The organism is Streptomyces sp. NPDC000941 (genome assembly GCF_053599555.1).
Genome location: NZ_JBSFMM010000366.1, coordinates 1 through 6,702, shown reverse-complemented (window position 1 = coordinate 6,702; position 6,702 = coordinate 1). Strand labels below are relative to the sequence as shown.

General features: G+C 68.4%; 6 protein-coding genes and 2 pseudogenes. 5 read left to right on the top strand and 3 right to left on the bottom strand.

What is annotated here, in order from left to right; all coding sequences use genetic code 11:
* Positions 1-465 (bottom strand): annotated as a pseudogene (locus ACWDSL_RS50895) (helix-turn-helix domain-containing protein); the annotation flags it as partial.
* Between the two features lie 48 nt (positions 466-513).
* Here ACWDSL_RS50895 and ACWDSL_RS50890 point away from each other — a divergent pair.
* Positions 514-903, top strand: coding sequence for an HNH endonuclease family protein (locus ACWDSL_RS50890; RefSeq protein WP_398534503.1), 390 nt, complete (start codon positions 514-516; stop codon positions 901-903).
* A gap of 279 nt (positions 904-1,182) precedes the next feature.
* Here the strand turns inward: ACWDSL_RS50890 and ACWDSL_RS50885 are convergent, their stop codons facing one another.
* Positions 1,183-1,428 (bottom strand): peptidase inhibitor family I36 protein, encoded by a 246-nt coding sequence (locus ACWDSL_RS50885; RefSeq protein WP_450496267.1) that lies wholly within the window; start codon positions 1,426-1,428, stop codon positions 1,183-1,185.
* 385 nt (positions 1,429-1,813) lie between these two features.
* On the opposite strand from ACWDSL_RS50885, the gene ACWDSL_RS50880 reads away from it, so the two are divergent.
* The 3 genes from ACWDSL_RS50880 (at position 1,814) to ACWDSL_RS50870 (ending at position 4,999) form a co-directional block, all read left to right on the top strand.
* The gene (locus tag ACWDSL_RS50880; RefSeq protein WP_450496265.1) at positions 1,814-3,289 is read left to right on the top strand and encodes an FG-GAP-like repeat-containing protein; all 1,476 of its coding nucleotides are present in this window, start codon (positions 1,814-1,816) and stop codon (positions 3,287-3,289) included.
* Positions 3,290-4,052: 763 nt separating this feature from the next.
* Entirely contained in the window at positions 4,053-4,724 is a 672-nt protein-coding gene (locus tag ACWDSL_RS50875; protein WP_450496263.1) for a hypothetical protein, read from the top strand.
* An 89-nt stretch (positions 4,725-4,813) separates the two neighbouring features.
* Positions 4,814-4,999, top strand: coding sequence for a hypothetical protein (locus tag ACWDSL_RS50870; RefSeq protein ID WP_450496261.1), 186 nt, complete (start codon positions 4,814-4,816; stop codon positions 4,997-4,999).
* Between the two features lie 414 nt (positions 5,000-5,413).
* Here ACWDSL_RS50870 and ACWDSL_RS50865 read toward each other — a convergent pair whose 3' ends face one another.
* On the bottom strand, positions 5,414-5,884 hold the full coding sequence (locus ACWDSL_RS50865) for an excalibur calcium-binding domain-containing protein (protein ID WP_450496259.1): 471 nt from the start codon (positions 5,882-5,884) through the stop codon (positions 5,414-5,416).
* A gap of 253 nt (positions 5,885-6,137) precedes the next feature.
* Between ACWDSL_RS50865 and ACWDSL_RS50860 the strand changes: the two are divergent.
* Positions 6,138-6,518, top strand: a pseudogene (locus ACWDSL_RS50860) (MoxR family ATPase); the annotation flags it as partial.
* Positions 6,519-6,702: the final 184 nt, after the last annotated feature.

The following is a 6,702-nucleotide window of genomic DNA, read 5'->3' as shown; positions in this document are numbered from 1 at the left end:
GATGCCGGCCGCGTGGAGGATCTCCCACACCGTCGAGGCGGCGATCCGATGCCCGAGTCGGGCCAGCTCCCCTTGGATCCGCCGGTGCCCCCACGCCGGATTCTCCCTCGCCAGCCGTAGGACGAGCTTCTTGATCGCTGCCGTGGTGGGTGGGCGTCCGGTGCGCCGGCGCGCGGTGTAGTCTCACTTCGCGGCGATGAACCTGCGGTGCCAGGCCAGCAGGGTGCCGGGGGTGACAGGGAAGATCTTGAGCCAGTGGCGCCGGGGTATCAGCCCGGACAGGGCGGCGAACCAGAACCGGTCGGTGGACTCGTAACGTACCGGTCCGGCCAACTGGCGGCGCAGGACCGCGTTCTCGTGCCGCAGCACCAGCAGTTCCGCCTCCTTCGCCGTCCCGCGACGCAGGAGCACCGATGGAACAGTGAGCAGCTTCCGGGTCACCTTGTACAGCAAGGACACGATCACGGAGGACATGATCCCAGCGGACTGACCGCATCCCGCGCACCTGCGGCGATGACTTTTCGAGCGGCACACGACCAGTGCCGGGCGGTCGCCGGCAGCTGGCTGTCGGCCTACGACGGCGTGGTCCTCGACGCAGCGTCCAAGGCCGACATTGACCACGTCGTGCCGCTGAAAGAAGCCTGGCGCTCCGGCGCGTCGGAGTGGACAACGCAGCAGCGCCGCGCGTTCGCCAACGATCTTCAGCGTTCCCAGCTCATTGCCGTCTCCGCGCGGTCCAACCGGGCCAAGGGCGACAAGGATCCCGCGAACTGGCAGCCCGACCTCGACAGCTACCACTGCACCTACGCACGCGCATGGATCTCGGTGAAACGCGAGTACAGCCTCACCCTGAACCAGGAAGAACACGACGCGCTGGTCGGCATGCTCAACACCTGCGCCTGACCAACGTCAGCTCCTGGCACGCCGGTATCTGCAGCGGGCCAGGAGCTGACGTGGTCAAGCCAGCCAGACCATGGCCCGTCTTCGGATCACGGGCGTGGATGAACGACGAATCCGGCCGGGGGCACGCACGTCACGGTTCTCTCGCTCCATCCTGAGCTGTACGCAGGCACCGGCATCACCCCGCTGAACCCTTCCCCAGAGCGCGCCAGCCAACCACCGGCTCGGCCTGGACCATCAGCATGAGCCTGGTCGCGTTCCGGTGGACCGGGCCAGCACGCCTCAGCCGCAATCGTTGCGGTTGATCTTCAGCGAGCGGGTCTGGTCGTTGAGGTTGTAGGACCGCAGGTCGTGGATGGAGCCGCCACTGCGGGTCACACACACCCATCGACCGGCGTAGTTTCGCTTCTCGTAGACCCGGGCGATGCGGTCGGAGTTGTTCCTGATCGAGCTGCCGCGGTCGCGGATCGCGGTGGGCAGATCATTCACGCTGCCGTCCACGGCACGCCGCACCCACGGCTGACCCACGAAGTTGACCTCCGGATAGAGGCACACATAGCCGTCAGGGCAGTCAATGGCGGCGTGCGTGGTGCCGGGGCGGCGGAGGCCGACGTCGGCATCGTCAGGGGAAGACAGGTCAGGGCTGCGGCCACAGCGGCACGCATCACAGTGCTGATCACAAAACAGAGATAGACCACGCGGCCATACGGCGTGGGGGCATGACGCGAAGATTCACTCCGAAGGGTGCGCGGCCGCCACCACCTATACAACCCTTGGATTCCATCGCGAGTCTCCTGATCGGCAACCGCCTCGCAAAGCCGTGGCCGACTTCCGGCGGACGCGGGCGGAATGCCACCCCATTGACTGCGGATACCTGCCAAAGTATCCCCCGCATGCAGTAGGAGAACCCCGCGTGTACAAGCACTTTCGTATCGCCCTCGCGACGGCCGCTGTGGCCTCGCTGACGGGCGGTGTGCTCACGTTACCGGCGGCGACGGCCATGGCGGCGGACTCGACGATGGTCCCCCGTGCCGACTTCAACGGCGACGGCATCGGTGACGTCGCCTTCTCGGCCGCCGGCGCCTATGTGAGCGGCAACAAGACCGCGGGCCAGCTCGTGGTGCTCTACGGCACTTCCACCGGTGTGTCGTCCGCCAAGCGCACGGTGCTCAGCCAGAACAGCGCGGGCGTCCCCGGTACCGCGGAGGCGGGAGATGCCTTCGGTGGTGAGACCGCCTACGGTGACTTCAACAGCGACGGTTACGACGACATCGCCGTGGCCGCGGACGGCGAGGACGTGGGCGGCGACACCGACGGCGGCACCCTCGCCGTGCTGTGGGGCTCGGCCTCGGGCATCACCGGCACCGGTGTCACGATCGCGGACCCGGCCGTCTCGTCGCACGACTTCTGGGGCAAGAACCTGGCCGCCGGCGACTTCGACGGCGACGGGAAGGACGATCTGGCCGTCGGCAACTCCTCCAGCACCGTCTACGTCTACAAGGGCGGCATCAGCCCCTCCGGCACCGCCGGCGGCCGCTACACGATCAAGCCCCCGATCCAGTCCGGCGGCAGCGCCCGGGGCCCGATGAACCTCACCGCCGGTGACGTCAACGGCGACAGCCGCACCGACCTCGTGGTCGACGGCTTCGAGACGCAAACCGACTGGGGCTGGAACACCAACTACTACGTGCCCGGCTCCGCGCGGGGCCTCAGCACCTCCCCGGCCACCGCCCTCAAGCCAGGCGTGATCACAGCCATCGGCGACGTCAACGGTGACGGCTTCGGCGACATCGTCAGCGGCGCCTACTGGAACAACACGACCGACGACGGCACGACCATCCCGAACTCCGCCCTGGGCGGCAAAGTCAACATCACCTACGGCTCCAACGAGGGCCCCGGCTCGACCACGGGCATCACCCAGAACACCGGCAACGTCCCCGGCGGGTCGGAGAAGAACGACCAGTTCGGCTACGAGCTCGACCTGGGCGACATCAACGGCGACAACTACCAGGACATCGTCATCAGCGCGGCGGGCGAGGACCTCAACGGCGTCGCCGACACCGGCGCGGTCACCGTCCTGTACGGCTCCGCGAGCGGCCTGAACACCAGCTCCGGCGCCCAGTACTTCGCGCAGAGCACCGCCGGCGTGCCCGGCGATGACGAGAAGTACGACGGGTTCGGCTTCGACACCAAGCTCGACGACGTCACCGGCGACGGCAAGGCCGACCTGCTGGTCAGCTCCTGGGAAAACTCCGGCAACGGTGCGGTGACATACCTGCCCTCCAGCGGAACGAAGATCACCACGACCGGCGCCCGCTCCGTCTCGCCGAGCTCATCGGGAGTCTCCACCACCGGCACGCCGAACTTCGGCGCCAACTTCACCGACTGACCACCACCCCAACCGCACACCGGGCCCGCTCCCCACAGGGACACGGGCCCGGTCCGTCATGATCCTGCTCGAAGAGGTCGTCAATGCGACTATCCGGCAGGGGCCCTGCGGGCACCTGAAGGCCGGCAGCCAGGCACCTTCTCCTCGGGCTGATCGGTTCCGGTGCGGGAATGTCCGGGGATCGGTGCTGGTTGGAGTATTCGCGGGTGCCGGCCGGTGGACAGTGTCCCCGGGCCTCACCTATTGCCCGTGGGGAAGATCGTTCGGCTGAAGCCCCATGGTGCCTTTCGCCGCGAAGGCGACCGCCACCGCCGGCAGCCCGCACCCCACAGTCCGGCGTCGGCCAGGTCCCCCCGTCCTGGCCGACGCCCTCTTCCACGCCTCTCAAGGGCCGGGTCATCAACCGACTTCCGCTCCAGCAGCTGGCAACTGGCACGGCGATCACGGTCGTCCGGTACGGCCCGGTGGCGCCGATTTCGGCCGGACATTGCCTGATATTGACCGTACCTGGCCGGTATCGGACTCACTGCTTGTCCTGATGTGCCCTGGATAATGTGGCGTCGTCGCCGAGCCGTCGGCGCGGCGCCCCGGGTTGGAGGGGCCCATCCCGCCCTCCCCCGTCTGATTCACCTCGGTTTCTCTCTGTACCTCTCTGTACCTCTCCGCTCCACCGCACCAACGGGAATTCAGTGATGGTCATTCACGCTCGTGGCACGGTTCGGCACCTTTTCCGGATCAACCGAAGACATCGTGGGAGACACACGTGAGAAAGCAGAAGCTGGGCAGCAGATCGACCCGACGGGCGGCCGCGCTGGCGGTCGGCTTACTGATGGTGACCGGCCTGTCCGCCACATCGGCCGACGCGGCGCCGTCCTCGGCCACCGCCGCGCCCGAACTGGGCGTCCGGTTCTACCCCGACGGAGACGGCCAGTGCGACGGGCCGACGAACCCGCCGGAGAAGTGGGCCACCGCGCCCGACTGGACCTCCACCATCCGCCTGGACACCGACAACCGCGCGGGCGGCTGCCAGCTGGCCTTCGGCATCTACGACCCGTCGAACACTCTCGCGGGCCTGAACATCACCTACACCTGGATGGTGGAGCCCGGCAGCGACGAGACCCAGTGCCAGAACGAGGGCCCGCACACGATCCCGATCAAGACGTACAAGACATTCGGCGACAACATCCGGGTGGACACCGACAACCGCGCGGGCTGGTGCAACCTCACCTTCGCCCTGTCCGGTCGCTCGGACATTCGGCTCGACGTGCAGTGGTACGGCGATGGCGGACGCGACGCCTCGGGGCAGTGCAGGGGCTACATTCCGCAGGGCGGCTGGGACACGGTCGATGAGACCAAGTCTCTGACGCTGGGCGACGACACGGACGGCCGCGCCGGCGGCTGCTACCTGTCACTCCGCCTGAGCCGCTCGTTCTAGGGGACCGCGCACGGCCCGGGGTGCATGGGGGTCCGCCCCCGGGCCGTATGGAGTTCGCTGCGGAGTAGGGCGGTCATCGGTTCATTGGTGTGGAGGCCTTCTACCTCTACGACGACCAGCACACCGTGGTGGAAACCCTCACCGCCGTCATCAACGTCCGCCAGCCCCGCGAGATCTCCGACTACGCACGGGCGTTCACCGGCCTGGCGAAGCTGGCCGTGCACGGCGATGCCGCCCGCGCCCTGATCCGGTCCGCGATCGACACCCTCGAGTGAATCCGCGCAATCATCCGCAATTTCACTGAGACCCCTCCAGCAGCCTCCGTAGCGTCGAAGGACACCGACGCCACCACCAGCAGCGGAAGAGGCGGCCCGTGCGCACGCGCACGAGCAACACCGCCGACGCTGCACCGGATAGTCACGGCCTTCAGACCCAAGACGACAAGGCGAGCGGTGACGATCACGCACCGAACAGCCCGTGATGCGGACAGCCCGTGATCCGTGCACGGCCTACCTACTCACTGCGGACGGGCACAAGTACCGAGACCCGACCACCGACGGAGCCGCACAGGAAGAGCGCACCGCGCCGCTGGTGGCCGAACCGCCAGCCGGGTGGGGGACCTGAGCGCAAGAGACGACGAACGCCCCACCCATCGCGGGTGGGGCGTCATGCTGTCCGGTGTCGACCGGTCAGGTATCGCAGCCGACACCGTCCCCGTCACGGTCCAGATGAGAGGCGTACCCCGGCTCGCCGCGATGGATCGGCGCAGCTCCGGCCGCCCGAGCCTCAGAGCAGTTCCTGTAGTACACCGATCCGCCGCCCCCAGCACTGCCGCCCGAAGAGGACTCGTCGTCGTTGGACACGGCAGGCGCCTTCGCAGTCACCGTCACCTTCACGATTTTAGTCTTCGTCACCGTGACGGTCGGCGCCGGCTTCGGCTTCGCAGTCACAATCTTGGTCACGGTGACCGTCGGACCCGGCTTCGGCGCGGCCGCCGCCTGCTTCGTCTCCTCCTTGGAGGTCTTGGTCTCGCCGCTGGCCGCCCCGGCGCCGATGCCAATGCAGAAAACAAGGCCGAGTGCGGGCAGAACGAAGCGCTTCCGGGCCCACTTGGGTGCTGGCCTGCCAGGCGTGGGTGGCGCGGTATACGGGTTGCTCATGATCCCCCCTGGGATGTTCAGGTGGGATGACCGTAGTGCACCGTCTGAGGGCCTGTGAGGGATACGGGACGTAGTGATGGACATGTGACCGATGGGCCGAGCGTCGCGGTCACCACACCTCCGGCCCCGCCAGACGCATGGGCCGCCCAGCACCCCCAGAGCCGGAGACGTCATCACTACGCGGTCAGACCGCTGAGTGTTCGACGTGCAGGAGCAGGGGGTTGAACACGGGGCCACCGGGAGCGTTGCGGTACAGGACGCCGCCCGGCGGCTGGGCGTCGCTCCCCTGGGAATGCGGTCGGATCCGGAAGAGGCCGATGTCGTTAACGCGGCGCTGATTTTGCGCCGTCCCCTTCTGGTGACGGGCCGCCCGGGGACGGGCAAGTCCACACTGGCGTACCGCATCAGCAGGGAGCTGGGGCTCGGCCGGGTGCTGCGCTGGCCGGTCACCACCCGCACCACCTTGCGGTCGGGTCTGTACGAGTACGACGCGGTCGGCCGCGTTCACGCCGCGGCGGCCGGGCAGGCGGCGGACCCGGATCACCGCGAGCCCGGGCCTGAGGACATCGGGGGCTTTCTCCAACTCGGCCCGCTGGGCACGGCGATGCTGCCGCACCGGCTGCCCCGCGCCCTGGATCCGCCGCGCAGTTCGCCCGCGGACGCCGAGGGCGAGGAGCCGGATCCCGAGGGCGAACTGGTGCTGTCCGCACCGCGCCCCGTGGGCCTCGTCGGCGTCCCGGCCCCGTCCGGTGAGACCCCGGGGCAGGCGATCGCCGCCGATGTCGTCACCCCCGTCCCCCGGCTCGCCCCAGTCCCCC